The following is a 25,180-nucleotide window of genomic DNA, read 5'->3' as shown; positions in this document are numbered from 1 at the left end:
TCTGATCGCCGAGACCCAGTGCCGTACGGTCGTTGATCCCTTCTGCGGCATGGGCACGATGCTCGCGGTAGCCAACGCCTACGGTCTGGACGCCGTCGGTGTCGAGCGCTCCCCCAAACGTGCCGAAGCCGCCAGAACGCTACAACTTCTCGCCGAGCACTCGGGACAGCGGTCCCAAGGCGCGCTCGCGGGCCGTCATGCGGAAGAAGATCAGCAGGATGGCGTGCCCCGAGATGGGCATGAACAAGAGCACCGGCTCCGCGCCGCGGACCACGGTGAAGATGAACCCAATCCACACCAGTAGCAGCACTACGAACGCCGGCAGCGGCTGACGCACCACCAGCTCGAGCTCCGAGCCGCCGTCGCTGTCGCTGAAGCGACCGTGCACCACGGCCAACGCGCGCTCGTGCTGGATCACCCCCGAAGCCACCCCGGACGTGGGCACGCGCACGGTCAAGCGCGCTTCGCCGTCCTTCACCTCGCCGCGGAACGGACGTTGCTCCGTGGTCGCTTCCAGCGGCGCGGCTACCAGCGGCAACACCCGCTCTGCTGCTTCCGTCGCCTTGAACGGCAACGCAACTCGATAGCTGAGCAGCGGAACGACCCAGGGATCGAAGCGATTCAGGATCGGCACTGGCGCCCCTCACCGTCTTCTGATTGTCGGTCCGCCGCGGCCACACCGCGGTCCGAACGTCGCCGTGTCGCCCTGACTCGACTGTGTCCGTCCGCCCCGCTCGTCAAGGCGCAATGCTCGCGCTCGCGCCGCGGCTCGGCGCGTCGTGTGCGCTCGAAGCGCCGTCGCAACCCGGAAATTCTCGCGCGGAACGACAGTTGCACGGATCCGTTGGTGGAGGCACAGGTCATGTCAGCCCACACGACAACCAACGAAGACCTGGAATTCGAGGTCCTCGAACGGAAAAGCGGTATCCCGTCGCCGCACCACCTGGGTGCGTCCCGGCCCGAGCTGCTCGCGCTGCTCATCGCGGTCGGTGTGTTTCTCCTGATCATCGCCGCGTTCCTGGTCGAATCCATGCTGTGAGCCGCTTGGCGGATCACTTGGGATCGAGCTTCACCGGAGCGGTCACGCTGAAGAACCGACCGCCCTGTAGGGGCGCGTACCGCAGCTTGCGAAACGCGGACACGATGCAGTCCACGACGGCAGGATCGTCGAGCTCGGCGGAGGTGAGCTTCAGCTCGTAGATGTTCCCGGATTGATCGAGGACGACGCGCACGTCCACCTGCCCAGAAAGCGAAGGGTTCTTCTCGAGACCCGGCGCGTAGCACTGGCGAAAATGCGAGATGCCGTCGTCGAAAGCCTTCATGAAGGCCTTCGACGCGGCGCTCTGAGCGTCGTCCGTGAGTCCTTCACCGCCGATGAGCATCGCCGCACCTAGGTGAATGCGTCCGGCTTCGGGCGGCGGCGGCGCGGGCTCGAGGGAAGTGGGCTCCGCCGGCATGTCCGTCTCGTAGCTGGACGGCCCCGGATCCGGCTCCGCCGGCGGCGTGTTCCCCGGACAACCGGACGAGAGGAGCGCGAACAGGAACAGCGGCGCCAGCTTCATGAAGCCCACTTACCACCGATCAGCCGGGATCGTCGTAGATCTCGGGCTTGGTGTCCCGCGGCAGGTTCCAGCCGCTGGGATCCGGGTGATCGAGCATCGCCAGATCGACGTCGGCGATCACGATGCGCTCGTGACGGCTCACGTCTTCGCACGGGCCATTGGGACCCACCACGTAGCTCCGCCCGAAGTACGGCTGGTTCCAGGGTGGCTCGCTGCCCGCGCGGTTCGAACCGGCGATGAACACGTTGTGGCGCGCGGCGTCCACCGGGAACTCCAGCGGCCACATGCGCTCGCTCTTGCTCCCGAAGGTGACGGCGGGGGAAAATACGATCTCCGCGCCTTGCCCCGCGAGGGTGTACATCACTCCTTCGAAGTGGCGGTCGTAGCAGATGGCCACGCCAATGTTGGCGTGACGCGTGCGGAACACCGGAAAGTAACGATTGCTCGAGATGTTGGCGGTGGACGAGCGATTGTCGCCGTCGCTCGCGTCGTAATAGAAGAGCTCGTCGAAGGATCCGTGATCGTTCGCCCCCCACGGAATGTGCGTCTTCTTGTAGCGACCGAGCAGCTTGCCTTCGTCGTCGATAACCACCGCGGTGTTGTAGCGCCGGCCGTTCTTGCCCTGCTCGTAGATGGGCGCGATGACTGAGATGGAGAGCTCCCTCGCCGCGCGCGACACCTCCGAGATGGTGGGCCCGGTCTCGGCGTCCTCCGCCAGGGCGAACCACATCGGGTCGCGCTGCAGCGCGAAGTAGGGCGCCGGAAATAGCTCGCCGAAGCAGATGATCTGCACGCCCTGCCGCTTGGCCTCGGCCATCAGCTCGACGTGATGGTCGACGTTCGCCTTGCGCACGTCTTCCAGGCGGCCCTTCAGCTGATGGAGATCCTCCATCCGGCTCGGCATGTGCGGATAGGCGTTTCGGGTCTGCGTCAGGGCCACGCGCACGATTCGCGTCATGCGCCGTCGCCCTCCTCCGCGAGCTCCAGAGCAACGTCCAACAGCACGTTCACGCCGTTTGCGCACTGCTGCTTGGTGGAGAGCTCTCGCGGGTTGTGACTGATGCCGTCGTGCTCCCCCGGGACGAACACCATGCCCGTGGGGCACAGACGTGCCAGTTCCTGCGCGTCGTGGCCGGCACCGGAGACGATGTGGGTGGCAGCGAGGTTCCGCGCCTGAGCGGCAAAAGAAACCCGATCCATGATCTTTTTCGAGAAGGCCACGGTGTCGGTGCGCGCGGTGCGGCGCTCCGTGATCGTCACTTTCTCTTCCGCGGCGATCTGCGGGAGCCGCGCCAAGAAGTGCTCCTCCGCGGCACGCATCAGCGCGTCGTCCGGGTTGCGGAGGTCCACGGTGCACACCACTTCCGCGGGGACCACGTTCACCAACCCGGGCAGCGTGCGGACCGAGCCCACGGTGGTGCGCATGCCATCGCCGAACTTTCCCGAGCGGGTCATCTCGCGGAGCTCGAGTGCGATGCGCGCAGCCGCCACCGTGGGATCCGAACGCAAGCTCATGGGTGTGGTGCCCGCGTGGGCGCTCTTGCCCACGATGGAGAGCTCGTACCAGGCGATGGCTTGCACGCCCGTCACCACGCCCACGTCGAATCCGGCGGCGCGGAGCACGGGCCCTTGCTCGATGTGACACTCGACGTAGGCATGGGGCGGCGCCAGGCGCTCCGGCGCGCTACCCAAAAAGCCAATGGCCGAAAGCTCGCTCTCGAGCACGGCGCCCGCCTTGTCTTCGAGGGCGTAGGCCGTTTCCAAGGGAATGCGCCCGGTCGCCACGGCGCTGCCCAACATGTCGGTACCGAAACGCGAGCCCTCTTCGTCCGTGAAGAAGGCGACCACGATGGAGCGCAGCGGCACGATGCCCGCGCCCTTCAGCGTGCGCACGACCTCGAGCCCGCCGAGAACGCCGAGGCAGCCGTCGAAGCGACCGGCCGTCTGCACGGAGTCGATGTGCGATCCGATCATCACGGGCGGCAGCTCTGGCTCGCGGCCGGCGAACGTGGCGAGCACGTTGCCAATGCGATCCACCCGGACCTCGAGGCCCAGCGCACGCATTTGGCCCACCACGTGGCGGCGCCCTTCGCCATCCGCGGCGGTCAGCGCGAGGCGATTCACGCCCACGAGCCCGGTGCGCTCGTCCGTGTAGCTTCCGATGCGACCGAGCTCGTCGAGCGAGGCATAAAGCCGTTCACTGTCGATGCTGAGGCGCTCCGTCATGGGGAACGCCGGAGTCTATGTCATGAGCCGCGGCCCGGGAAAGGCGGCGCCGAAGTCAGGCGTCGTCCATCTCCTCGGGGAGCGGTTGAGGGCCCGGCACGATGCCAGCAATGTCGGGATCTTCCCCCGGCGGGACGTTGTCCGGCCGAGTGTCTTTCTGAGCCTTGCGCTGCTCCTTCTTCCTGGCCTTGTCTCGCTTCTTCTCTTGGCGTGCGCGTTCCTTTTGACGCTTCATGAAACTGGGACTCGTCGCCATCAGACTCCTCTCGTTGGGTTCAGGTGTCGTCGTTGGGTGTAGGGCCCGCGGTTTGCAGCCAAAAACGGCGTGCTGCATCGTAGGCCCGCCGAGTGAGCGCATCCAGCTCACTCTGGCTGAGAGCGCGGGGCCGGCCGGCAATGCATTGCACGACGCGTGCCCGCGCTTCGGAAATCGTTCCCGGGAATCCCCCAGCAACGGAACGGCCCTCACGACCGAGGGCTTCGGCAAAGCCAACTGCCCACGCTTTGCCTGCCGCATCCACGGCAAGTTCGAGAGCACGGAGATCTCGCGATCGGCTCATAGGTGCCCCGACAGCGGGGTTTGCCACGCTACCAAGGTGCGCGGAGCTCCGCGCACCTTGTCCGTGGACGTTTGGTTTCACCAGCGACCGCCGCGGCGGCCGCCGCGATCGTTCCCGCGACCACCGCGGAAACCGCCACCGCCACCACCACCACCACCGCCGCCGTCACCGCGGGGACGGCGCTCTTCGGCAATGTTCACTCTGAGGGGGCGACCATCCAAGTCGGCGCCGTTCATTTGCTCGATGGCGCGCTGCGCGTCCTGCTCGGAGCTCATGGACACGAAGGCGAAGCCGCGGGAGCGACCCGTCTCGCGATCGATGATGAGCTTCGCTTCGGAGACCTCGCCGAACTCTCCAAAGGCGCGAAGCAGGGTGTCTTCGGTGGTGTGAAACGCCAGGTTGCCTACATACAGTCGATTGTTCATCTTGCTAGCTACTCTCGCGCGGCAGAGATGCATCCGCATCGCGTCCGCCGTTCGAGGTGCCGCGCCCTTGGATCGACGGTGCAGCGCTTACCGCTGCTCCACAGGACCGCTGTCGGAGGAACGACTTTCCGCAATCTCAGGCGAGAGGCAGGCAGGCGATACCGAAAACGCTGTGACCGGCGGAACATACAGCCGAGCCTCGGCCCAGGCAAGCAGAGCACATTTTTGTCGTGTTTTCGTCAGCTGACGCCGGGGGCTTCGTGGCCAGACTCGGTCACGTACTCGGAGTAGCCGCCGCCATAGGGATGCACGCCGTCCGCTGTGAGCTCCAACACGCGATTGGAGAGCGCGGAGAGGAACGCGCGATCGTGCGACACGAACAAGAGGGTGCCATCGAAGTTCGCGAGTGCCTTTTGCAGCGTCTCCTTGGTGGCCATGTCGAGGTGGTTCGTCGGCTCGTCCAACACCAGGAAATTCGGCGGGTCGTACAGCATCTTGGCCAACACCACGCGGGCCTTCTCTCCTCCGGAGAGCACGCGGACGGGCTTGTCCACGTCGTCCCCTGAGAAGCCGAAGGCCCCGAGGAGCGTCCGCAACACCCCCGGAGAAGCCCGCGGGAACGTGGTTTCGAGCGTCTCGAGCACGCGGCGGTCCGGCTCCAGGAGCTCCATCGCGTGCTGCGCGAAGTAGCCCACGCTCACGCTGGCCCCGAGCACGACGTGGCCGGAGTCCGGCTGGCTCTGGCCGGCCACCAGCTTGAGCAGCGTGGACTTGCCCGCACCGTTCACGCCCATGACGCACCAGCGCTCGCCACGACGAATCAGGAAATCGAAGCCGTCGTAGATCACCTTGGAGCCGTAGTGCTTGCCGACGTGCTCCAGGCGAACCACGTCGTCCCCAGAGCGTGGCGGCTTCGGAAAATCGAACTCGATCACGCGGCGGCGCTTGGGCGGCTCCACCTTCTCGATCTTGTCGAGCTTCTTCACGCGGGACTGCACCTGGGCCGCGTGGCTCGCCCGCGCCTTGAAGCGATCGATGAACGCTTGCTCCTTGGCCAGCATCGCCTGTTGCCGTTCGTACTGGGCCTGCTGCTGCGCCGCGGCGATTTCGCGCTGCGTCTCGTAAAAATCGTAGTCGCCCGAGTAACTGGTCAGCTCCCCGCCGTCGATCTCCACGATCTTGGTGACGATACGATTGAGGAACGCGCGATCGTGGCTGGTGATGACGAGGGCACCATCGAAGTCCTTCAGAAAGCGCTCGAGCCAGATGATGGACTCGATGTCCAGGTGGTTGGTGGGCTCGTCCAAGAGCAGCGCGTCCGGCCGCATCAACAGGATGCGCGCCAAGGCCACCCGCATCTTCCAGCCGCCGGAGAGCTTCTTGACGTCGCCTTCCACCACCTCCGGCGAAAAGCCGAGGCCAGCCAGGATCTCCCGAGCTCTCGCCTCCAGACCGTAGCCGCCGAGCTCGTCGAAGCGCGCCTGGACCACGCCGAAGCGCTCGATCAGGGCTTCGAGCTCGTCCGCTCGAGTCGGATCGGCCATCGCCTGCTCGAGAGCGTGCAGCTCGTGGCCGACCTCACTCACCTCCCCCGCACCCGCCATGGTCTCCTCCACCACGGAGCGGCCGGCCATCTCTCCCACGTCCTGGCTGAAGTAGCCGATGGTGACGCCTCGATCGATGATCACCTGACCCCCGTCCGGCTCCTCTTCTTTGACGATCAGGCGAAAGATCGTCGACTTGCCGGACCCGTTGGGACCCACGAGACCCACCCGCTCCCCGCGGAACGCGCCCATGGACGCTTCCAGGAACAGGATCTGCTTGCCGTGCTGCTTGGAAACCGAGTCGAGACGGATCACTCAGTCCACGTCGTAGTACAACGGCGGCCGCTTTGCGATGAAGCGGTGGATCAGCGCTTCGTGGTTGGGGGCGAGCTGCTTGAAGCGCACGCCCATTCCGGGCTTGCCTTCCACGGGTGCGCGCACCCACACCACCACGCCCTCCGTCGAGATTTCCGGAGATGCCGGCAGCGTGAAGTTGACGGTGACCTCGCTGCCCACCGGCAGCGGGACGTGGGTCGCGACGAACAAGCCGCCTTCGGAGATGTCCTGGGTCAGCCCCGTGAAGAAGTTGCTCTCGCTGTGCACGCCGAGCTCCACCTCGATGGCGTAGCGCGCCGCGCGTCGCCGCTCGATCGAATCCGGCCCGTACTCTTCAGAATCCGTCATGGGGTACCCCGTCAAGGCTATCAGCGCACAGCCTATCCCGTAATCCCGACCGCGGGCAGCGCCGCCGGCAATCCCCGGCAAATCCCCGCCCTTCGATCTTGACAGTAATAACTGTTACGGTTATTACTGTCTCACCAACTGGGGGCAAGTACGGCGAGCCGCCGGGGAAGGAGAGCTCCATGCACACCGAGCTGGCTCGCGACGAGCGCCTACGTGCGTTCGGCCGCGAGATAGACGCCATCAAGAAGAGAGTCGAAGGGGAGATGGGGGACGAAGACGTCCGCTACGTGAAGCGCCTGCGCTTCGTGAGTCGTGCCGCGGAGGTCGTCGGACGTGTGCTGATCCATGTGAGCTTCGAGCCGCTGGGGTTCGGCGCCGGAGTGCTTTCGCTGTGGCTCCACAAGCAGCTGGAAGCCACCGAGATCGGACACACCGCGCTCCACGGCGCCTACGACAAACTGCCCGAGGCGCAGCGCTTCCACTCGGAGCGTTTCTCTTGGGCCACGCCCATCGACGAGGAGTCTTGGCGCTATGGGCACAACGGGCGCCACCATGGCGCCACCAACGTCGCCGGGCGCGATGCGGACATTCACTTTGGTCCCGTGCGCCTCACGGAGCGCACGCCCTATCACCCTCGCCAGCGCTTTCAGCTGCCGTTCACGTTGTTGGTGCTGTTTCCGAACTTCGGCTTCTTGATGAACCTGCACTTCACCGGCTTGAACGATCTGTACTTCGACAACGGGCAACCGGGCGGCCTGGATTTCTTGCCCGACCGCTCGAAGCAAAGCCGGCGGCTCGCCTGGAAGCGGGCGCTGCGCAAGTTCGTCCCCTACTACGCCAAGGAGTACGTGCTGTTCCCGCTGCTCGCCGGCCCCTTCTTCTGGAAGGTGATGCTCGGCAACTGGCTCGCGGAGACCCTGCGGGACATCTACTCCGCCGCGACCATCTTCTGTGGTCACGTGGGTGAGCACGTGAAGAGCTACCCCCACGGGCACAAGGCCAAAGGCCGCGGCGAGTGGTACGCGATGCAGGCGGAGGCCACCAACAACTACGAGGTCAGCTGGCCGGTGAGCGTGCTGTGCGGCGGCCTCGACCGCCAGATAGAGCACCACATGTTTCCGAAGCTGCCGCCCCAGCGGCTGCGTCAAGTGGCCCCCGAGGTGCGAGCAGCGTGCGAAAAGTACGGCGTCCAGTACCACAGCGCGAGCTGGGGACGGGTGCTCGCTGACGCGCTTCGCTGGATCCGAAGACTGTCGAAAGACCACGGCCCGCTGGGCGCCACTCGCGCGGCCCTGCAATCGATGAGCTGAGCCATGCACGTCTCACTACCGCTCGCTACCCCGACGGGGGTATTGGTCGAAGACGACCTTCAGCCCATGCCCGAACCCGGACAGCTCACGATCGACGAGCTCGCGCGCGAAAGCGAGGTACCGAGCCGCACCATCCGCTTCTATCAATCCAAGGGCGTGCTGCCGCCTCCGGAGAAGAAGGGGCGCGTGGCCTACTACGGGCCGGACCACGTGGAACGCCTGGCACTCATCGCCCAACTGCAGGACCGCGGACTTCGCATCGACGCCATTCGGGCGCTGGTCACCCGCATGGACAAGGGCGAGCTCGACATCGGCGAGTGGCTGGGACTGGACGAGGAGCTGGCGCGCTCCTGGGCCCAGGATCAGCCGCGCACCGTGAGCAAGGAAGAGCTGGCCGAGCTCACCGGAAGCCAGCGTCCGGGTCTGGCCGCGGAGCTGGTCCGCCTGGGCGCCATGGAGCGTCGCGGGGACGTGTTCTTGGTGAAGAGCCCGGCGTTGCTCTCGGTCGCCATGCGCCTGGAGAGCGCGGGCATCGATCTGGAAACGGCGAAGGAAGCGGAGAGCGTGCTGCGCAAGCACGTGGGTCGCGCCGCGCGGGAGCTCACCAAGCTGTTCTTCGCGCACGCCGAGAGCGGCCGAGTGCGGCCGCCGTCGGATGGCGACTGGTCCCGCTTGTTCCAGGAGCTTCGCCCCACCAGCGCGGAGGCGATGCGCGTGGTGTTCGGGCAGGAAATGGAGCGCGTGCTGCGCGACGCCGTGGAGAGCGGCAAGACCGCCAAGCTGCCCACCAAGAAAAAGAAGAAGAAGTGACTCGCGCGTTGTCTCCGGAAATCCCCTGAGACAGACTCCGGCCCCGTGTCGGCTCACGCGTCCAAGAAAGTCGTCCTGCTGGCGCTCAGCGCGAACTTCGGCATCGCACTGGCCAAGTTCACCGCCTTCGTCTTCACCCGCTCGTCGGCCATGCTCGCGGAGGCGATCCACTCGCTGGCCGACACGGGCAATCAATTCCTGCTGCTCTTGGGCATGGCGCGCGCATCGAAGCCGCCCGACGATCGCCACGAGTTCGGCTACAAGATGGAGAGCTACTTCTGGAGCTTCATCGTCGCCATCATGCTGTTCAGCTTGGGCGGGCTGTTCGCGATCTACGAAGGCTTCGAGAAGCTCCACGAGCTACGCGCCACCCTCGCCGCCGGCAAGACCGCGGAGATGGAGCATCCCAGCGTGGCCATCGCCGTGCTGCTGGTGAGCATCGCGCTGGAAGGCTGGTCCTGGCTCGCGGCGACACGTCAGGTGAACCAACTCCGCGGGGAGCAAGGTCTCATCAGCTTCATCGAGGACTCCAAGAGCACCGAGATCATCGTGGTGTGGATGGAGGACACCGGCGCCCTCATCGGTCTGAGCTTCGCGCTCTTGGGCATCATCCTGGCGCTGCTAACGGGCAATCCATTCTGGGACGTGTATTCCACCTTCGGCATCGGCGTGCTGTTGGTGGTGATCGCGTTCTTCGTGGCGCGAGAGACGAAATCCCTGCTGATTGGCGAAGCCGCTTCCAAGGAGGCGCAGCACCTGGTGCGCAAGGAGGTCCTGCAAACCGAAGGGGTGGAGAGCTTGATGAGCATGCGCAGCATGCAGCTGGGCGAAGACGAATTCCTCGTCGCGCTCAAGCTCCAGTGGCAGCGCGATCTCAAGGTGGAAGACGTCGCGCGCCGCACCAACGACATGGAAGCGCGCATTCGCACCGCCGTGCCCCGAGCCCGCTACATCTTCGTGGAAGCCGACACCTTCGACGTCGAGAAGGCGAAGAAGCCGCCGCTGTAGCTTTGCGTGTTGCAAGGGTTTGTCGGGACGGCGCGGAACCACGCGCCGCGTCGGGCTCGCGCCGTCCCAACAAATTCATGGAACAATGAGAGCACGTCGTCGCTTTACTCGACGTGAGGGAGGCTCACATGTCCGACTCCGAAAAGCAGCCCATGGGGGAGCACGCCGTCGCCACCGCGTGGATCTCGATCTTGCTCATCGCCCTGTTCGTCGCGGTGAGCCTCACCTTCGTGCTCGAGATGCACCACGCCGCGATGGAGCGCATCTCGCCCAGCGCGGCCACCTGATCAGAACGGGTACTGCGGGCACCTGGCCGCTCGCGAGAATCGATCGTCGCTTCGCGGGAAACTCGCGGAGCGCGAGCACACGTGCGTCCCATCAGGTGCACCCGCTATCGGGTTGAGCTAGCTTCCGCCGCCCATGACCCGGACGGCGGCTTTCGGCGTGTTGACGCTATCGATGGTGGCAGCGATGAGCTCGTGCTCCAGCGGGGATCCCGAGCTTGCGGGCAGCGGCGGCAGTGGCTTTGGTGCCCAGGGCGGCGAAGCCGGCGTGGCGGGCGGCGGGAACGTCGGCGGATCCGCGGCGACGGGAGGCGGGGGCAGCGCCGGCAGCGGCGGGGGACAGGCGGGCAGCGCCGGAAGCGGCGGCGCGGGCGGTGGGCTGACGGACGCGAGCGTGAGCGATGCCTCCGACGCGACGGCGATCCCCGACGTGGTGTTCAGCTACGACGGCCCGGTGGACGACGGCTCGCTGGCGGACGCCTGCGCATCGGTGAACGTGGAGGCGAAGCTCAAGGAGCTGGACATGGTCGTGATGCTGGACCGCTCCGGATCCATGTCCGAGCCGGGCTTCGCCTGGTACGCCCCGGCCAGCGACTGCAACGTGGGCGACCCCATCGTCGACAGCAAGTGGTGTCGCGCCGTCAATGCTCTGGGCCAGTACTTCCAGTCGAGCGCGGCGCAAGGCAACCGCGCGGCGCTGCAGTACTTCCCCCTGGCGAGCGCCGGCACCTGCCCGGCACCCGGCTACGGAACGCCCGCCGTGGGCCTCACGCTGTTGCCCTCGGCGTCGCAAGCCCTCGTGAGCTCGCTGAACACGGAGGGGCCCCTCGGCACCTTCACGCCGACGCAAGATGCCATCGTCGGCGCCAACGCCTTCAGTCAGGCGAATCAAGATCCCAACCGCGTGATGGTGTCGATCCTGATCACCGACGGCAAGCCCAACACCTGTCCGGTGAGCACGGGGAGCGGCCTGGCGCAGATCGTGTCGCAGCACTTCACCAGCACCGGCATTCCCAGCTACGTCATCGGCATGACGGGCGCGGACTTCGCGGGACTGGAGACGATCGCGGCGGGGGGCGGCACCCAGGCCCACGCAGACGCCGTGGGCACGCTGCTGGATACGTGTGGCGACGGCGCCGGGCCCTGCCACCACTGGAACGTGGGCAACGGGGACCCCGCCGTGTTCGTGGAAGCGCTGAAGGTGATCCAGCAGCAGGCCATCGGCTGCACCTTGGCGATCCCCACGCCCTCCGGCGGCGTGCCGGACTGGAGCAAGGTGGAGGTGGACTACTACCCGGGCGGCAATCCTCCCGCCACCACCCTGCCCAAGGTCACCGGCGCGGCGCAGTGCAGCGGCGACGGCTGGTACTACGACAACCCCGCGAGCCCCACACAGGTGAACCTGTGCCCCACGACGTGCACCACCGTACAGGCGGACTTCGCCGCCAAGGTGGAGCTCCGGCTCGGCTGCCTCGGCAGCTGACGCGGCTTGCCAGAGTCGGGGTAGTGCGCTAGTAAGCCGCCGTTCACGTCACCCGAACCACGGTCGAGGCGTGATGGCCGAGCCCCTTTCGGCTCGAGCCACGCCCTTCCGGCCCCGCGGCACAGACGGAAACAGCGATATCACCTGCGCCCTCGCTGGGCGTGTGCCGCGAGAGAGAACCTAGTGACTGACATCGTTTCTGCGGATTCGTCCGCATTCTCCGCTCTGGGCCTGTCGGGCCCCATCGTGAACGCCGTGCTGCGCGAGGGCTACGTGACGCCCACGCCGGTTCAGGCCAAGGTCGTGCCTCACGCCGTCGTCGGCAAGGACGTGGTGGCCTGTGCTCAGACGGGCACCGGCAAGACGGCCGCCTTCGTGCTGCCCATTCTAGAGCGGCTGGCTCGGGAGCCTTCCAGCGGCCGCATCCGTGCGTTGATCCTCACTCCCACTCGGGAGCTCGCGGCGCAGATCGCGTCTCGCGTGACAGCCTATGGCCATCACCTCCGCCTGCGCCAAGCGCTGGTGTACGGCGGCGTCGGGCAGCGTCCGCAAGAGCGCGCGCTGAACGCCAAGCCGGACATCTTGATCGCCTGCCCGGGTCGCCTACTGGACCTGATGAGCCAAGGTCTGGTGGACCTGGGCGGGGTGACGCACCTGGTGTTGGACGAAGCCGACCGCATGCTGGACATGGGCTTCATCCACGACGTGAAGCGCATCGTGGCGCAGACCCCGCGGGAGCGGCAGACGCTGCTGCTGTCGGCGACGCTGCCGGCGTCCGTGGAGTCGCTGATCGCCAGCATGTTGAAGAACCCCACGCGGGTCAGCGTGCGTCCGGAGCTTTCCACCGCGGAGACGGTGGAGCAGTCCGTGATGTTCGTGGCCCGCGCGGACAAGCGCGGTGCGCTGCACGAGCTGCTCCGCGGGCCGGAGGTGGCGCGGGCGTTGGTGTTCACGCGCACCAAGCACGGCGCCAATCGCGTCGCGCGGGATCTGGAGCGGGTGGGCATCGTGGCGGCGGCCATTCACGGCAACAAGAGCCAGTCTGCCCGGGATCGCGCTTTGGCGTCGTTCCGCGCGGGATCCACCCGGGTGCTGGTCGCCACCGACGTGGCCGCCCGGGGCATCGACGTAGACGGCGTCTCCCACGTGATCAACTACGACCTACCGAACGTCGCCGAGAGCTACGTCCACCGAATCGGGCGGACGGGGCGCGCGGGTAACAGCGGACGCGCGATTTCCTTCTGTGACGGCGACGAGCGAAAGCTCCTCGGCGACATCGAGCGACTCATCCGCCGGCGTATCACCGTCGACGCTCCCCTCGGCGGGCGTCCCCCGGCCCGAGGCGACGCGCCGCGCCCCCCTCGTTCCGACGCGACGCCTCCGCGACGACGCCGTCGCCGCCGTCCGGAGCGGCAGTAGGGCGCAGCCCACCGCCGCCAGCAGCATGGATCCGGAAGCCGCCCCCGCGCCCAGCAGCATGATGCCGATGGCGGTGCGGGTGCGGCGCCGCACGTAAGCTCGGGAGTCGTTCATTGCGCTTCCCTCGGCGCCAAGCTGCCGCGGAGCGGCGGCTCGGTGGTGTCCCGCGCCTCGGAGAAATTTCCGAGCAGCCGCGAGACCCAGCGCAGATCGTCGGAGTGTCCGACGGTGATCTTGAACACCATGGTGAGCGGAGTGGAGAGCAGCGCTCCCACCGGACCCAGGAGGAAGCCCCACGCCACCATGGCGACCACGACGACCAGGGGCGAGAGCCCCAGCTTCTGGCCCATCACCTTGGGCTCGACGACGTTACCGATCACGACGTTGATGACGAGATAGCCGGCGGCCAGCGCAGCTGCCGGCTGCGGACCACGCAAGATCAGCGTGAGACCCACCGGCAAGATGGCGGCGACCAGGCTGCCGACGTTGGGTGCGTAATTCAGCGCGAAGGCGACCAAGCCCCAGAGCACTGCGTTGGGAACGTCCAGCGCCGCGCACAGGGCGCCCGCGAGAATGCCCGTAGCGCCGCTCATGAGCGTCTTCAGCCACAGGTACTTCTGCACGTCTCCCAGGGCACGATGAAAGACGTCCCGGGCGCGAGGCGCGCTCGGGATGCGAGAGAGCTTTTGATAGAAGACGGCGCGCTCGAGCATGAAGAAGGCGGCGAGCACCAGCACCAATGCCACGTTGCCGAAGATACCGGCCGCCGATGAGAGCATGCCCTCGGCTGCTGCCGTGGACGTCTTGCCGAAATCGAAGCGCGCCACGCTCACCGACAGCCGTGTCAGGTGGTGCTGTTGCAGCTCGATGGCGGCCTGGGTCTGAAATTGGTGGATGGCGCGTTCGTACTTGGGGAGCGAATCCGCGAGCTCGTTGCCTGCTACCGCCATGAGCACGGCAAAGCCGAAAACGGCGCCCATCACCACGAGCATGGCCAGGGCCGCCGCCAGGTAGCTCGGGGCTCCACGCTTCTGCGCGCCTTCGAACACGGGCTGACCCGCGGCGGCGACGCACAGAGACAACAGCACCGGCACCAGCACGGGACTCCAGAAATGGATCCCGTAGCTCACCACCGCGGCGCACGCCGCGAGCATCAGCGCCCTCGCGCCTCGGCCGTCCATGCTCGGCGTCAGTGCAAGCCGAATGCCACGAAAGGTCGGGGGAAACTCGCTTCCTGAACGAGGCGCTCCTGCCGCGGCGGGGCAAAGCGCCTCCCACCGAACCGGCGCTCTACCCCGCATTTCCTTGCTCCGCGCGCGGCACGCGGGTTGCTCTCACGCCGTCACCGTGTCCGTCCCCATCGTCCCCCGAGTGCCGACCATTTCGCCCCGCCCGGGCGCCGTCATCGCGAACAAGTACCGGCTGCTCCGCCCCATCTCGAGTGGAAGCATGGGCACTGTGTGGGCCGCGTATCACCGCGACCTCGACGTGCAAGTGGCGATCAAGCTCTTGCGTCAGGGGTACGACGCGGAGGAGCTCGCGGCTCGCATGCAAAGCGAGGCTCGCCTCTCTGCCCGGCTCGCCCATCCGCACGTGGTCGCCGTCCACGACTTGGGCGTGACGGCGTACGGCGCTCCCTACCTGGTGATGGACTTGCTCGATGGTGAGGACCTGCGACAGTGCCTGGATCGCGAGAAGACGCTGCCGGTCACCCTCGCGGTGCAGACGCTGCTTCCGGTGCTCGACGCCCTGGGCCACGCCCACGACCAAGGTGTGATTCATCGGGATCTCAAGCCGGAAAACGTGTTCCTCGCGACCAGGCCAAACAGCACCGCCCTGTGGCCAACGCTGCTCGACTTCGGCATCGCTCGCCGAGTCCAGGAGAGCCGAGATCGCCGTCTCACCGCAGAGGGCACCGTGCTCGGCACCGTGAGCTACCTGTCACCCGAGCAGGCTCGCGGCAGCGCCGCGGTCGATCAACGCTCGGATCTGTGGGCCTTCTGCTGCCTGCTTCACGAATGCGTGCTGGGTCGCCCGCCCTTCGATGGCGATCCGCCGCTGGTGCTGCTCCGTCGCATCGCCGAAGAAGCACCTGTGCCCCCCTCGGCGCGCGGGCTGCAGGACCCGGTGCTCGATTCCATCATCCGCGGGGGTTTGGAGCACGAGCCCGGCCGGCGCTGGCAGTCGGCGGAAGATCTCGGCCGCGCGCTGTGTCACTGGCTCTTGGATCGTGGCGTGACCGAAGACCTGACCGGAACGTCCATCGCCACCCGCTGGCTGCGGGCGCCGCGAAGGACTTCCGTGAGCGGCGTCCGCAACCGCACGACCCAGATTCAGCTGCGCCCGCCCCGACGTCGTCGAAGCGGGCTCCTCGCTGCGGGTGCGCTGTCCATCGCGGCCACCACCGCGGCGCTGTGGGTCGGGTTGAACCCAGCGGAACAACCGCCTCGGCTACACGCGGCGCCGACGGTCGAGTTCGACGTGCCCCCGGAACCAAAGCCGGAGCCGAGCGCCGCGAAGCCCGCTCCTGCACCGAAGCCCCGGCCTGTGCGGCCGCATCGGCCAGCGGGCTTCGACCCCAGGCTTGGCTTCTGACTCAGGGAAACGCCGTGAACATCTCCGCCAGGTCCGGCGAGGTCTTGGCGCCGCCCAGAAACGGAACGTCGAAGATCTCCTCGATGGTGCGCAGCGTCGCGCTGTGGGTGAGCTTCGTGGTGCTGGCGTAGCCCACCTTGGCCACGGGCGAGAGCACGATCAGGCCGATGGGGCCATCGCTGGCGGGCTGCAGCGTCTTTTCGTCGCCCTCGTCCCAGATCACGAAGATGACCCCACCGTCGTTGAACGCCTGAGACGTGGTGAGAGTCGGGATCACACTGGCGAGCCACTGGTCCCCGAGCTTGATCATGTCGGTGGTGAGTGGGTTGCAGCTCAGACCCAGCACCTCACCATGCATGTCGTGACACAGATCCGGAGTGATGAAGTTGTAGCGCGCGACGTTCCCGGACTTCAGATCGGCCGCCAGCTCGCTGAACGGACGCACGTGCTCGATGCAATGCTTGCTGTTCGGGTCGTTGGCGTCGGTCACGTCGTCGAAATAGAGCTGCGGTGTGTGCTTGGCGCCGTACAGCCCCGAGCTCACCAGCGGACAGGTCTGGCCACTGATGCCCTCCGTGTACGCCTTCCACGAGATGCCCGCCGTCTCCAGCTGCGTCACCAGATGGTTGGCAGTGGCCTGGTGATTGATGCTGGGATCGTTGTCGTCCAGGATTCCGAGGTTGCTGCCCGCCTCCAGCCAGATGTAGTTGGGGAGGCTCGGGTGGAGCTTGGGCGGCGTGAAGTACTGCTCCGCGTGGGCGCCCGCGGGGACCAGCGTATCGTTGATGTAGGTCGCGGACTTGGAAGCCTGGATGGTGGACCAGCTGTGGTTCTCCATCATGATGACGAACACCGTCTTCAGCGCGTGGGAAGGCCCGCCACCCGTACCGCCGCTGCCGCTGGCCCCCGCCGCGCCACCGCTGCCCGCTGCACCTCCGGCATCCACTCCCGCGCTGCCTCCGGTCGCGCTGCCAGCACTGCCGGCGCTGCCGCCGCTGGCCCCCGCGCCGCCGCTTCCCCCGGAGCCAGTGATGTCCCCCGAATCACTCGAACCGCAACCCAAGCTGAGACAAGCGCCCAAGACCAACCCGAAGGCTCCGACGATTCGCATCAGGGGAACGCATTTAGCACAGGCAAAAGTGCTGCGCTTTCCTGCAACTTGCATAGCGTGGTCCACAGCGGGCGTGCAGTTGGCCTCGAGCCGGCGTATGGTGCGCGGATGAAAAAGCTCGCGCGCCGGTCAAGTGCTGAAGGCGTGAGCCATGGACTCTGACGTTTGCGTGATCTGCAGCGGGGAAGGTCGAATCACCAACGCGTACGGACGCTCCTCGAGTTGTCCGGCCTGCCATGGCTCCGGCCGCCGCGGCTTGGACGAGCCCGGGATCCGCGACGTGACCAAGACCAAGCCTGCCCACTTCCGCAAGGAGAGCGCGGCGGAGCAGGCGAAGAAGCAGACCTGGCCCGCTACCCACCAAGGCGCGCAGCTCGCGACCGAGGTCAAGGAGAGCGCCTTGTCTGACGATGCCAAGACCAGATTGATCCGCGAGATCATCGATTACGAGGGCAGCCACGGCCAATGCACGAAGACGTTCACTCGCAAGATCCGCAAACAGCTACGCCCGTGACCTCCGGCGCTGCGCGCCTGCTCAACGACCCTCGCGATCTCCCCTTCATTCGCCTGATCCTCCAGTGTTTCCTGGTGGCCCTCGCGGGAGTGGGGCTGTTCTTCGTGCGCGAGCATTTCTGGCTTCTGGGCGCTGCGTACCTCGCCGTGTGGGCGGCTTGGGTGCTCGACCGCTACATCCTCATGCTGCACTGCACCTCGCATCGGCGATTGTTTCGCTCCGAGGTGGGCTTCCTGAATCAGATCCCCGCCTGGGTCCTGGCGCCGTTCTTCGGTCAGACGCCGGAAAGCTACTTCGTGCATCACCTGGGCATGCACCACCGCGAGGGCAACCTGCCGCGCGATACCAGCTCGACGCTACTCCACCAGCGGGATCGCTTCGGAGATTGGCTGGCCTACGTCACGCGGTTCTTGTGCTTCGGACTGCTCGATCTCTCGCGTTACCACGCGGGGCGGGGCAACGCGAAGCTGCTCCGGCGGCTCTTGATTGGTGAGCTGTGTTTCTGGCTCGGCACTTTGGCGCTCGGCGTCCTGAACTGGCGCGCCACGCTGGTGGTGCTGGTACTTCCACTGCTTTTGGTGCGAGTCCTGATGATGATCGGCAATTGGGGACAGCACGCATTCGTGTGCCAAGAGCAGCCGGAGAACCCCTACCGAAACAGCATCACCTGCATCAACACGCGCTACAACCGCCGCTGCTTCAACGACGGCTATCACATTCATCATCACGTCCACGCGCGCTGTCACTGGAGCGAGTACCCGGCGGAGTTCGAAGCCAACCGCGCGGAGTATGGTCGCCAGGACGCCATCGTGTTCGACGGGGTGGACTTCTTCCAGGTCTGGGTCCTGCTCATGTTGGGACGCTGGCAAGCGCTGGCGCGACGGTTCGTCCAGCTGCCGGAAGCGCCGGAGCGCACGGAGGCGGAGGTGATTGAATTGCTCCGCTCACGCGTGGAGCGCTTTTCCGCCGCGAATCTTCGCGCGCTCGCCGGCTGACCGCGGCCCGAGCCCCGCGCCGTCACTATTCCGTGCCTGCGAAAAGCGCTGTAGGCTCTGCGCGAATCGAGAAAGGGGTAAGTCGTGCTCAAGCGTGCTCTGTTGTTGGTGCCGTTGGCTGTCGCCGTGGGCTGTGGATACTCGGAAGACGAGTGGCAAGCGCAGCTCGCGAAATACGACGCGCTCTCCAAGAAGAACCACGACGTGGAAGCGGAGCTCGCCAAGGAGCAAGACCGCGTCCGCAAGCTCAACGAAGAGCTCGAGAAGATGGGCGTGAAGCTCAGCGCAGAGGGCACCGCCAAGGAAGCGCTGTCGCAGAACTTGGAGCAGATGAAGAGCGCGCTGGAGGAGTACCGCCAGCGCGCGCAGACACTGGAGCGCATCAAGGCGCGCTTCGAGGCGCTGAGGAACAAGCTCCAAAAGCTCACGAACCTGGGTTTGAACGTCCAGATTCGGAACAACCGCATGGTCATCTCCCTCCCGGGGGACGTGCTGTTCGCGTCCGGCAGCGACACCCTCAAGAAGGACGGCCAGAAGATCCTGTTGCAGGTCGCCGAGGTGATCCGCGGGGACGACGCGCTTCGTGATCGGCAGTATCAGGTCGCCGGCCACACCGACAATCAGCCGCTGCGGCGCGCTGCAGAGACCTTCCGCGACAACTGGGGCCTGTCCTTGATGCGCGCCCGCGAGGTGCTCGTGTTCCTGATCGCGTCACCCGAAGAGAAGGGTGGCGGCGGCGGGCTGGACTCGAAGCACTGGAGCGCGGCGGGTTACGGAGACACCGATCCGGTCAGTGAGAACGACACCAAGCCGGGCCGCGCGAAGAACCGTCGCGTGGAGCTGATCTTGATGCCCAACGTCGAGGAAATGCTCGACTTGAAGAGCTTGATTTGACGGGTATCGCGCCGGTCCAACAAAAGCAGACGTATCTTTCTTTTGTCGGTCCGGCGCGGTCACACCCCGGTCAGTAGCGCTCCATACGGCTCCACAGGCGCGGGGCCTCGTCTCGAGCGTGGGCGCGGATCTGAGCCAGATCCCCACTCTTGAGGCGGCCGTCTTCGACGACGACGCGCCCCGCCACGATCACGTGGCGTGCGACGGTGCCCGGCGTTTCGGCGTCCGCGTCGCTGTCCCACACCACCACGTCCGCGGCCATGCCCGGCTCCAGCTTGGAGCCGAAGCGCTGGCCGAAGCGCTCACCCACGATGCGATGGCCTCCGTCGAGGCGCTCCGCGAGGCGCTCCGCCGTGATGGGCTGCCCGTTCACCCGGGACTGCTCTTCGAGGGCCGCGCCTTCCGCGCGCATGTCGGCGGCGTAGCCATCCGTCCCGAGGGCCACGCGATGGCTGACCCGGAGGGCGTGGGGATAGCCGACACGATTGCCGGCGTTGGAGCGGGGGTTTTGCACCAACCAGAGCTCGTCCTGCTCCGCCCGCTCCACCTGCGCCTCCGTCAAGTGAACGCCGTGCGCCAGGATGGACCCCGGCGGTAGCGCACCGAGGGAGAGCAAGCGTTCGAGGGGACCATCGTGACCGTGGGCTTCGGCGTCGTGGACGTCGGCCAGATCTTCTGCAACGTGCACGTGGAGCGGGACGCCGAGCTCCCGCGTGAGCTCTCCCGCAGCGCGCACCGTGTCGTCGGTCACGGTGAAGGACGCGTGCAGGCCCACCATGCCGCGCACCAGGCTGCGCTCGTTGTGCTTCAAGAACCGCGCGCACTCCGCCAGGCCGCGTGCCCCCTCCATCTCGCCCATGTTGCGGTCCGTGGCGCCGTAGCAGGTGACCAAACGGCAGCCCAGGGTTTCCGCAGCGTCCGCCAAGATGTCGAGCGAGCCTTCGATGAACGCCGGGGACTCGTGATGATCGACGAGCGCGGTGGTGCCGGAGAGCAGCGCTTCGGCGACGTACAGGTGAGCCGCGGCGGACAGCGAGCCAGCATCCAACGCGCGATCCAAGCGCCACCACACCCGCTGCAAGATCTGGACGAAATCTTCCGGCGGCTCTGCGGGCGGCGGCATGCCCAGCGGCACGAGCCCGCTGTACAGATGAGTGTGGGCGTTGACCGCCCCAGGGCGCGCGACACCGCCTTGGAGGCGAATGGCCTCCGGTGGGCAAGTGATGCCCGGTCCCACGCTGCGGATGATGCCGTTCTCGATGTGTAACGACGGCCCGTCGCCGCCGTCGACGAAGATCACGTCCACTGGGTGCGATCTCCCTTGATACGCCCGACGCTCACTGCCTTGGCGGCAGGCGAGTCCTTCATGGGCAGCTCGAAGCGCCGCACGCCGTCGAAGGCGGCCAGCGCACCGGCCACGGCACCCGCGGTGGGCACCAGACCAATCTCGCCGACCCCCTTGGCACCGAAGGGACCTTCCGGCTCGGGATCCTCCACCAGGATTACCTCGCACTTCGGCATGTCCCGGGCGCGCAGCACGCCGATCTCCCGGAGCTTGAAGGTGACCGGCATGCCGTTGTCGCAGGGCAGCTCTTCCGTGAGCGCGTAGCCGAGGCCCATGTGGATGGAGCCTTCGATCTGACCGCTGCACAGGGCGGGGTTGATGGCGCGCCCTACGTCGTGGGCTGCGATGAAGCGTTCGATCTTGCCCTTGTCGTCGAGGATGCAGACCTGCGTCGCGTAGCCGAAGGCCGTGTGGGTCTTGATGCGGGCGGCCTCTGCGCCGAGCGCGGTGGTGTCGTCGATGACGATGTCCGCCGCGTACACGTTGCCCACCAGATCCCGGAGGGTCATGCCCTTGTCCAGATCCACCTTGAGCTTCTGTGCCGCGCTCTTCACGGCGCGACCGGCGAACAGCGTGGCGCGCGAGCCCGTCGTCTGTCCGCAACCGAGGGCGAAGGTGGAGTCCACCTTGGGGCGAAACACCTTGCCCGGAAGCCCGGTCACCTCGCCGGCGAACTGGATCAAGATGGTGAGCAGCCCCTGCCCCATCTCCGTGTAGCCGTTGTAGAGCGAGACGGTGCCGTCTTTCTCGACCACGAGCCGACACTTGCCCCACTCCTCCACGCCGTTGCCGATGCCGGTGTTCTTGATGCCGCAAGCGATGCCCACGGCTTTGCCGGCCTTCTTCGCCTCGTAGTAGCTGGCCTTCACGGCCTCGAGGGTCTTCTTGATGCCGACGGACTTGTCCAAGATCTGCCCCGTGGAGAAGGTGTCTCCCACGACGACGGCGTTCCGCTCGCGGATCTGGTAGCCGTCCAGCCCCGCCTTCTCGGCCAGCATGTCCAGGCAGCTCTCGATGCCGAAGTTGGCCTGATTGGCGCCGAACCCGCGCATCGCGCCGCAGGGGGGATTGTTGGTGTAGGCGGCCAGCGCTTCCACGTCCACGTTGGGAACGCGGTAGGGACCGCAGGCGTGACCCGCCGCGCGTTCCAGCACCTTGCCCCCCACGGAGGCGTAGGCTCCGGAGTCGCCAATCATGCGGGCCTTCACGGCGGTGATGCGGCCCTCGGCGTCGGCGCCCACGGTGTAGTCCATGGTGATGGGATGGCGCTTGGGGTGCATGCGAATGGACTCTTCGCGCGACAGCACCAGGCGCACGGGCTTGCCCGTCATCTTGGCGAGCAGCGCCGTCTGCGACTGGATGGACATGTCCTCCTTGCCGCCGAAGGCGCCGCCGTTGGGCACCAGCTCCACGTAGATTTCGTCCTCGCTCACGTTCAACAGTCGAGCGATCTGCCGGCGGTCGTCGAACACGCCCTGCCCCTGGGTGAACACGCCGATCTTGCCGTCCGGCAGAGGCTCCGCCAGGGCCGCCTCGGGTTCCAGGTACAGGTGCTCGATGCGCTGCGTCTTGAACGTGCCGCTCACCACGTGAGCGCTCGCTTTCAAGGCAGCGTCCGCGTCTCCGCGCTGAATCAGCGAACGGCTGAGCAGGTTCGCGTGCGTGGGGTTCACCTGGGGCGCGCCGGCTTCCAGGGACGCCTGCGGCGTGGTCACGGCGGGAAGCACCTCGAGCTCCACCTCGATGAGCTCCAGGGCAAGGCGTGCGGTGCGGGCGTCCACCGCGGCGACGGCAGCCAACACGTCCCCCACGCAGCGCGCTTCTTCGCCCTCCGCGATGAACGCCGGCCAATCGTTGTACAAGAGCCCGTTGTAACGATCGCCCGGAGCGTCCTTGGCCGTCGCCACGGCCACCACTCCCGGATGCGCCTTGGCCTTCTCGACATCGATACGCACGATCTTGGCGCGGGCGTGCTTGGACAGCAGCACGGCTCCGTGCAGCATCCCTTCGCGCGTCATGTCCGCGACGTAGGGGCGCATCCCGAGGGTCATCTCGTCTCCCCGGTAGCGCTTGTAGGCCTTGCCCACCTTCGCCTCTTCCGAGGGCTCCGGGATCGGCTCCCCGCGGCGCGCCTTGGCCATCAGCTGGATGGCGTCGACGATCTTCACGTACCCGGTGCAGCGACACAGGTGGCCGTCGATGGCCTTGGCGATCTCCTCCCGCGAGGGGTCGGGGTTCTTGTCGAGCAAGCTCTTGGCCCGCAGCGCGATGCCCGGAATGCAGAAGCCGCACTGCAGCCCCGCCGCCGACAAGAAGGCCTTGGCCATCTGCGCCCGCTCTTCTTCGGCCACGCCTTCCAGGGTGACGATGTCCTTGCCCGCGGCGCGCTCCGCCGTCATGGCACAGGTGACCTTGGGCTGACCGTCGATCAGCGCGAGACAACAGCCGCACTGACCCTGGGGCTGGCAGCCGTCCTTGGTGGAGCAGATCCCGGCTCTTTCCCGCAGTGCGTCCAGCAGGGATTCCCCATCTTCGGTTTCCAGTTGGCGTTTTTCGCCGTTCAACGTGAGCTCGACGGTAGGCATGACCCACGGAGGATACACCCAATGACCTCGAAGTGCGCACCGGCACAGGTCGGCACAGAACTACGGGCACGCGGGTTGCTTGGCGCGGGCACCATGAAGCGATGGCTCTCGACACTGATGGTCCTGCTCACCGTGGCAGCCTGCAGCAGTGGCAGCGGATCGGGACAGACGGCAGTGGACGGCGGTGACGGCGGCGGAGCCGGCGGCAGCGCCGGCACTGGGTCCGGTGGCAACGCCGGCAGCGGAGGAATGACGGGCACCTTCGCCTGCGGCACACAGACGTGCGCTGGGACTCAGGTGTGCATTCATCCATGCTGCGGCGGCGCGCTGCCCGGCTGCTTCGACAGGCCGGATGGCGGCGAGTGTCCGGCGGGATCCCACGACGGCTGCAACAGCGGTGGACCGGCAGGGTGCAGCGGCGCCAACTGCTGTGAGTACGATCCGTGCACACCGCCACCTCCGTATTGTGCCGACACGGCGGAAAGTGGCTGCTCGCTCCAAGACCACGACTGCTACATGGCCTGCGCCTGAGCGCGACGGGGCTCGCGCCGCACCAACATACAAATGTAAAGGGCCATGGAGCCGTGACTCAGGAGCGCGAGACCGTCTCGGGCACCCAGCGCTGTACGATCCAGGCGGCGGGAATGGCCGAGAGACCGCCGAGCAGGAACGGCAGGTCGAACCACAGCGGCGCGAGCACGCCCGCCAGCAGCGGCCCGAGGGCGATGCCGAGGCCGAAACCCATGGTGATGACGCTCATCTGTCGCCCCTCCCCGCCGCGGCTGGACAGATCCGCAGCCAGCGCGAACGCCGGCGCCGCGATGCCCGCGGACGCGATGCCCTGCAGCACGCGAAGCCCCGTGAGCTGCGCGGTGGTGGCGACCAGGCCGAGCGGCGCCGTGACCGCACCCATGAGCAGCAGTCCCCCTACCACCAGGGGTTTGCGGCCGATGCGATCCGACAGGCGCCCGAGGGGAAACTGAAACAGGAGGCGGCTCAACATCAAGGAGCTGAAGGCGAGACCGAAGCCGAAGGCGCCCTGATGCAGCCGCGCGTTGAACTGTTTCTCGAGGGTGGGAAGCATGGAAAAGGCAGCGGCCATCACGAAGGTGGCAGCGCCCAGCGGAACGACGGGGGAGCGCCACACGGAGGGCGCGAGCTTCGCACGGGCTTCCATGGACACGTCGCGGTCCCCGGACTCCCGGACCCAGGCCTGCACCAGCACCATGGCCAGGGCGATGAAGCCCGCGCCCACGTAGAAAGCGGCGTCGAAGCCGACGTGGTCCAACAGGTAGCCACCGAGCACGGGGCCGATGGAGAAGCCGACCATGCGCATGGACGTGTAGATGCCCATCGAGCCGCCCCGAGAGCTCCGATCCGTGGCCGACGCCATGATGGATAGAGACGCTGGGATGGTGAGCGCGACGCCGAACCCTTGCAGCGCCCTCAACAGCAACAGGTGGGAGAAGCGCGACGCTGCGACGAACACCAACATGCCCGCGCCGGTGATGCCCAAGCCCAGGAGGATGACGGCCTTGCGGTTCTTCGCGCGGTCCGTGAGGGCGCCGCCCACGGGCTGAAGCAGCGAGAAGATCAGCCCGTACATGCTGATCAGGATCCCGACACGAGTGGGCTCCGGCAGCGGAAGCCAAGGGGCCGGCAGCTTGGCGACGTAGAGAGGGATGACGATGAACAGAATGCTGTTCCCGACGGCGTCACCCAGACGCGCGGCGGAAAGAGCGAGCACCGTCGGATTCCCCCCGAGCCGTGCGCTGAGCTGGGAGACGGAGGCCATCGAGCAGGGGGATAGTGCGCGGTGAACCCTT

Annotated in this window: 25 protein-coding genes; 12 read left to right on the top strand and 13 right to left on the bottom strand. The window is 66.7% G+C overall.

What is annotated here, in order from left to right:
• Nucleotides 1–139 precede the first annotated feature (139 nt).
• On the bottom strand, nt 140–634 hold the full coding sequence (locus H6717_31455) for a hypothetical protein (GenBank protein ID MCB9581589.1): 495 nt from the start codon (nt 632–634) through the stop codon (nt 140–142).
• Between the two features lie 147 nt (nt 635–781).
• On the opposite strand from H6717_31455, the gene H6717_31450 reads away from it, so the two are divergent.
• Complete coding sequence (locus tag H6717_31450; GenBank protein ID MCB9581588.1) at nt 782–1,039, top strand: hypothetical protein; 258 nt, start codon at nt 782–784, stop codon at nt 1,037–1,039.
• 13 nt (nt 1,040–1,052) lie between these two features.
• On the opposite strand, the gene H6717_31445 is transcribed toward H6717_31450, so the two are convergent.
• The 7 genes from H6717_31445 to H6717_31415 form a co-directional block, all read right to left on the bottom strand.
• The gene (locus tag H6717_31445) at nt 1,053–1,562 is read right to left on the bottom strand and encodes an AgmX/PglI C-terminal domain-containing protein (protein ID MCB9581587.1); all 510 of its coding nucleotides are present in this window, start codon (nt 1,560–1,562) and stop codon (nt 1,053–1,055) included.
• A gap of 19 nt (nt 1,563–1,581) precedes the next feature.
• Nucleotides 1,582–2,520, bottom strand: a complete 939-nt coding sequence (locus H6717_31440; protein ID MCB9581586.1) for a hypothetical protein — start codon at nt 2,518–2,520, stop codon at nt 1,582–1,584.
• The gene (locus tag H6717_31435; GenBank protein MCB9581585.1) at nt 2,517–3,788 is read right to left on the bottom strand and encodes a Zn-dependent hydrolase; all 1,272 of its coding nucleotides are present in this window, start codon (nt 3,786–3,788) and stop codon (nt 2,517–2,519) included. The genes H6717_31440 and H6717_31435 overlap by 4 nt, the downstream gene beginning before the upstream one ends.
• A gap of 55 nt (nt 3,789–3,843) precedes the next feature.
• On the bottom strand, nt 3,844–4,044 hold the full coding sequence (locus tag H6717_31430; protein MCB9581584.1) for a hypothetical protein: 201 nt from the start codon (nt 4,042–4,044) through the stop codon (nt 3,844–3,846).
• A gap of 381 nt (nt 4,045–4,425) precedes the next feature.
• Complete coding sequence (locus tag H6717_31425; protein MCB9581583.1) at nt 4,426–4,773, bottom strand: RNA-binding protein; 348 nt, start codon at nt 4,771–4,773, stop codon at nt 4,426–4,428.
• A 239-nt stretch (nt 4,774–5,012) separates the two neighbouring features.
• On the bottom strand, nt 5,013–6,632 hold the full coding sequence (locus H6717_31420; protein MCB9581582.1) for an ABC-F family ATP-binding cassette domain-containing protein: 1,620 nt from the start codon (nt 6,630–6,632) through the stop codon (nt 5,013–5,015).
• Nucleotides 6,633–7,001, bottom strand: a complete 369-nt coding sequence (locus tag H6717_31415; protein MCB9581581.1) for a TIGR02266 family protein — start codon at nt 6,999–7,001, stop codon at nt 6,633–6,635.
• A gap of 179 nt (nt 7,002–7,180) precedes the next feature.
• On the opposite strand from H6717_31415, the gene H6717_31410 reads away from it, so the two are divergent.
• The 6 genes from H6717_31410 (at nt 7,181) to H6717_31385 (ending at nt 13,315) form a co-directional block, all read left to right on the top strand.
• Nucleotides 7,181–8,311 carry a fatty acid desaturase gene (locus H6717_31410; protein ID MCB9581580.1) on the top strand — a complete coding sequence of 377 codons (1,131 nt, stop codon included), beginning with the start codon at nt 7,181–7,183 and terminating at the stop codon, nt 8,309–8,311.
• 3 nt (nt 8,312–8,314) lie between these two features.
• Nucleotides 8,315–9,121 (top strand): MerR family transcriptional regulator, encoded by an 807-nt coding sequence (locus H6717_31405; GenBank protein ID MCB9581579.1) that lies wholly within the window; start codon nt 8,315–8,317, stop codon nt 9,119–9,121.
• 45 nt (nt 9,122–9,166) lie between these two features.
• Nucleotides 9,167–10,129, top strand: coding sequence for a cation diffusion facilitator family transporter (locus H6717_31400; protein MCB9581578.1), 963 nt, complete (start codon nt 9,167–9,169; stop codon nt 10,127–10,129).
• A 128-nt stretch (nt 10,130–10,257) separates the two neighbouring features.
• Nucleotides 10,258–10,416 (top strand): hypothetical protein, encoded by a 159-nt coding sequence (locus tag H6717_31395; GenBank protein ID MCB9581577.1) that lies wholly within the window; start codon nt 10,258–10,260, stop codon nt 10,414–10,416.
• A gap of 133 nt (nt 10,417–10,549) precedes the next feature.
• The gene (locus H6717_31390) at nt 10,550–11,896 is read left to right on the top strand and encodes a VWA domain-containing protein (GenBank protein ID MCB9581576.1); all 1,347 of its coding nucleotides are present in this window, start codon (nt 10,550–10,552) and stop codon (nt 11,894–11,896) included.
• Nucleotides 11,897–12,121: 225 nt separating this feature from the next.
• On the top strand, nt 12,122–13,315 hold the full coding sequence (locus H6717_31385) for a DEAD/DEAH box helicase (protein MCB9581575.1): 1,194 nt from the start codon (nt 12,122–12,124) through the stop codon (nt 13,313–13,315).
• A 110-nt stretch (nt 13,316–13,425) separates the two neighbouring features.
• On the opposite strand, the gene H6717_31380 is transcribed toward H6717_31385, so the two are convergent.
• Nucleotides 13,426–14,496 (bottom strand): AI-2E family transporter, encoded by a 1,071-nt coding sequence (locus H6717_31380; GenBank protein ID MCB9581574.1) that lies wholly within the window; start codon nt 14,494–14,496, stop codon nt 13,426–13,428.
• Nucleotides 14,497–14,662: 166 nt separating this feature from the next.
• Between H6717_31380 and H6717_31375 the strand changes: the two genes are divergently transcribed.
• Nucleotides 14,663–15,910: a serine/threonine protein kinase gene (locus H6717_31375; GenBank protein ID MCB9581573.1), complete on the top strand. Its 1,248-nt coding sequence runs from the start codon at nt 14,663–14,665 to the stop codon at nt 15,908–15,910.
• A gap of 1 nt (nt 15,911) precedes the next feature.
• Here H6717_31375 and H6717_31370 read toward each other — a convergent pair whose 3' ends face one another.
• The gene (locus H6717_31370; GenBank protein ID MCB9581572.1) at nt 15,912–17,021 is read right to left on the bottom strand and encodes a phosphoesterase; all 1,110 of its coding nucleotides are present in this window, start codon (nt 17,019–17,021) and stop codon (nt 15,912–15,914) included.
• Between the two features lie 151 nt (nt 17,022–17,172).
• On the opposite strand from H6717_31370, the gene H6717_31365 reads away from it, so the two are divergent.
• From H6717_31365 to H6717_31355, 3 genes are all read left to right on the top strand, one after another.
• Nucleotides 17,173–17,535: a molecular chaperone DnaJ gene (locus tag H6717_31365; GenBank protein MCB9581571.1), complete on the top strand. Its 363-nt coding sequence runs from the start codon at nt 17,173–17,175 to the stop codon at nt 17,533–17,535.
• On the top strand, nt 17,487–18,530 hold the full coding sequence (locus tag H6717_31360) for a fatty acid desaturase (protein MCB9581570.1): 1,044 nt from the start codon (nt 17,487–17,489) through the stop codon (nt 18,528–18,530). Before H6717_31365 ends, H6717_31360 begins: the two co-directional genes overlap by 49 nt.
• A gap of 108 nt (nt 18,531–18,638) precedes the next feature.
• Nucleotides 18,639–19,424, top strand: coding sequence for an OmpA family protein (locus tag H6717_31355; protein MCB9581569.1), 786 nt, complete (start codon nt 18,639–18,641; stop codon nt 19,422–19,424).
• Between the two features lie 70 nt (nt 19,425–19,494).
• Here the strand turns inward: H6717_31355 and H6717_31350 are convergent, their stop codons facing one another.
• Both H6717_31350 and xdh read right to left on the bottom strand, forming a co-directional pair.
• On the bottom strand, nt 19,495–20,730 hold the full coding sequence (locus H6717_31350) for an amidohydrolase family protein (GenBank protein MCB9581568.1): 1,236 nt from the start codon (nt 20,728–20,730) through the stop codon (nt 19,495–19,497).
• Nucleotides 20,721–23,354 carry a selenium-dependent xanthine dehydrogenase gene (xdh, locus tag H6717_31345; protein MCB9581567.1) on the bottom strand — a complete coding sequence of 878 codons (2,634 nt, stop codon included), beginning with the start codon at nt 23,352–23,354 and terminating at the stop codon, nt 20,721–20,723. The genes H6717_31350 and xdh overlap by 10 nt, the downstream gene beginning before the upstream one ends.
• A gap of 93 nt (nt 23,355–23,447) precedes the next feature.
• On the opposite strand from xdh, the gene H6717_31340 reads away from it, so the two are divergent.
• Entirely contained in the window at nt 23,448–23,885 is a 438-nt protein-coding gene (locus tag H6717_31340; GenBank protein ID MCB9581566.1) for a hypothetical protein, read from the top strand.
• 58 nt (nt 23,886–23,943) lie between these two features.
• On the opposite strand, the gene H6717_31335 is transcribed toward H6717_31340, so the two are convergent.
• Nucleotides 23,944–25,149 carry an MFS transporter gene (locus tag H6717_31335; GenBank protein ID MCB9581565.1) on the bottom strand — a complete coding sequence of 402 codons (1,206 nt, stop codon included), beginning with the start codon at nt 25,147–25,149 and terminating at the stop codon, nt 23,944–23,946.
• Between the last annotated feature and the right edge of the window lie 31 nt (nt 25,150–25,180).

Source organism: Polyangiaceae bacterium (genome assembly GCA_020633235.1).
In the GTDB taxonomy this organism is placed as follows: Bacteria; Myxococcota_A; Polyangia; order Polyangiales; family Polyangiaceae; genus JACKEA01.
This window is presented reverse-complemented; position numbering and strand designations above follow the sequence as displayed.

What these genes read in the sequence shown, in the direction of transcription:
- H6717_31445 (MCB9581587.1), bottom strand. Translation starts at nt 1,562, where the DNA reads ATGAAGCTGGCGCCGCTGTTCCTGTTCGCGCTCCTCTCGTCCGGTTGT.
- H6717_31440 (MCB9581586.1), bottom strand. Translation starts at nt 2,520, where the DNA reads ATGACGCGAATCGTGCGCGTGGCCCTGACGCAGACCCGAAACGCCTAT.
- H6717_31435 (MCB9581585.1), bottom strand. Translation starts at nt 3,788, where the DNA reads ATGACGGAGCGCCTCAGCATCGACAGTGAACGGCTTTATGCCTCGCTC.
- H6717_31430 (MCB9581584.1), bottom strand. Translation starts at nt 4,044, where the DNA reads ATGGCGACGAGTCCCAGTTTCATGAAGCGTCAAAAGGAACGCGCACGC.
- H6717_31425 (MCB9581583.1), bottom strand. Translation starts at nt 4,773, where the DNA reads ATGAACAATCGACTGTATGTAGGCAACCTGGCGTTTCACACCACCGAA.
- H6717_31415 (MCB9581581.1), bottom strand. Translation starts at nt 7,001, where the DNA reads ATGACGGATTCTGAAGAGTACGGGCCGGATTCGATCGAGCGGCGACGC.
- H6717_31410 (MCB9581580.1), top strand. Translation starts at nt 7,181, where the DNA reads ATGCACACCGAGCTGGCTCGCGACGAGCGCCTACGTGCGTTCGGCCGC.
- H6717_31405 (MCB9581579.1), top strand. Translation starts at nt 8,315, where the DNA reads ATGCACGTCTCACTACCGCTCGCTACCCCGACGGGGGTATTGGTCGAA.
- H6717_31395 (MCB9581577.1), top strand. Translation starts at nt 10,258, where the DNA reads ATGTCCGACTCCGAAAAGCAGCCCATGGGGGAGCACGCCGTCGCCACC.
- H6717_31390 (MCB9581576.1), top strand. Translation starts at nt 10,550, where the DNA reads ATGACCCGGACGGCGGCTTTCGGCGTGTTGACGCTATCGATGGTGGCA.
- H6717_31380 (MCB9581574.1), bottom strand. Translation starts at nt 14,496, where the DNA reads ATGGACGGCCGAGGCGCGAGGGCGCTGATGCTCGCGGCGTGCGCCGCG.
- H6717_31370 (MCB9581572.1), bottom strand. Translation starts at nt 17,021, where the DNA reads ATGCGAATCGTCGGAGCCTTCGGGTTGGTCTTGGGCGCTTGTCTCAGC.
- H6717_31365 (MCB9581571.1), top strand. Translation starts at nt 17,173, where the DNA reads ATGGACTCTGACGTTTGCGTGATCTGCAGCGGGGAAGGTCGAATCACC.
- H6717_31360 (MCB9581570.1), top strand. Translation starts at nt 17,487, where the DNA reads ATGCACGAAGACGTTCACTCGCAAGATCCGCAAACAGCTACGCCCGTG.
- xdh (MCB9581567.1), bottom strand. Translation starts at nt 23,354, where the DNA reads ATGCCTACCGTCGAGCTCACGTTGAACGGCGAAAAACGCCAACTGGAA.
- H6717_31340 (MCB9581566.1), top strand. Translation starts at nt 23,448, where the DNA reads ATGAAGCGATGGCTCTCGACACTGATGGTCCTGCTCACCGTGGCAGCC.
- H6717_31335 (MCB9581565.1), bottom strand. Translation starts at nt 25,149, where the DNA reads ATGGCCTCCGTCTCCCAGCTCAGCGCACGGCTCGGGGGGAATCCGACG.